The organism is Thermopetrobacter sp. TC1 (assembly GCF_000746275.1).
Lineage (GTDB): Bacteria > Pseudomonadota > Alphaproteobacteria > Rhizobiales > Aestuariivirgaceae > Thermopetrobacter.
The window spans coordinates 103,108-103,353 of the sequence record NZ_KN050828.1 but is presented as its reverse complement, the minus strand read 5'-3'; positions in this window follow the sequence as shown (position 1 = coordinate 103,353).

Sequence of the window (246 nt, the reverse complement as noted above, 5' to 3'; positions counted from 1 at the left end):
GGAGGCCAAGCCCGAGGCCCCCAAACCGCAGCCGGCGCCAGAACAGAAGCCCGCCGCAGCCCAGCCCAAGCCGGCCGCGGAGGCCAAGCCCGAGGCCCCCAAACCACAGCCGGCGCCGGAACAGAAGCCCGCCGCCGCCCAGCCCAAACCGGCCGCGGAGGCCAAACCCGAGGCGCCCAAACCCCAGCCCGCGCCGGAGCAGAAGCCCGCCGCCGCACAGCCCAAGCCGGCTGCGGAGGCCAAGCC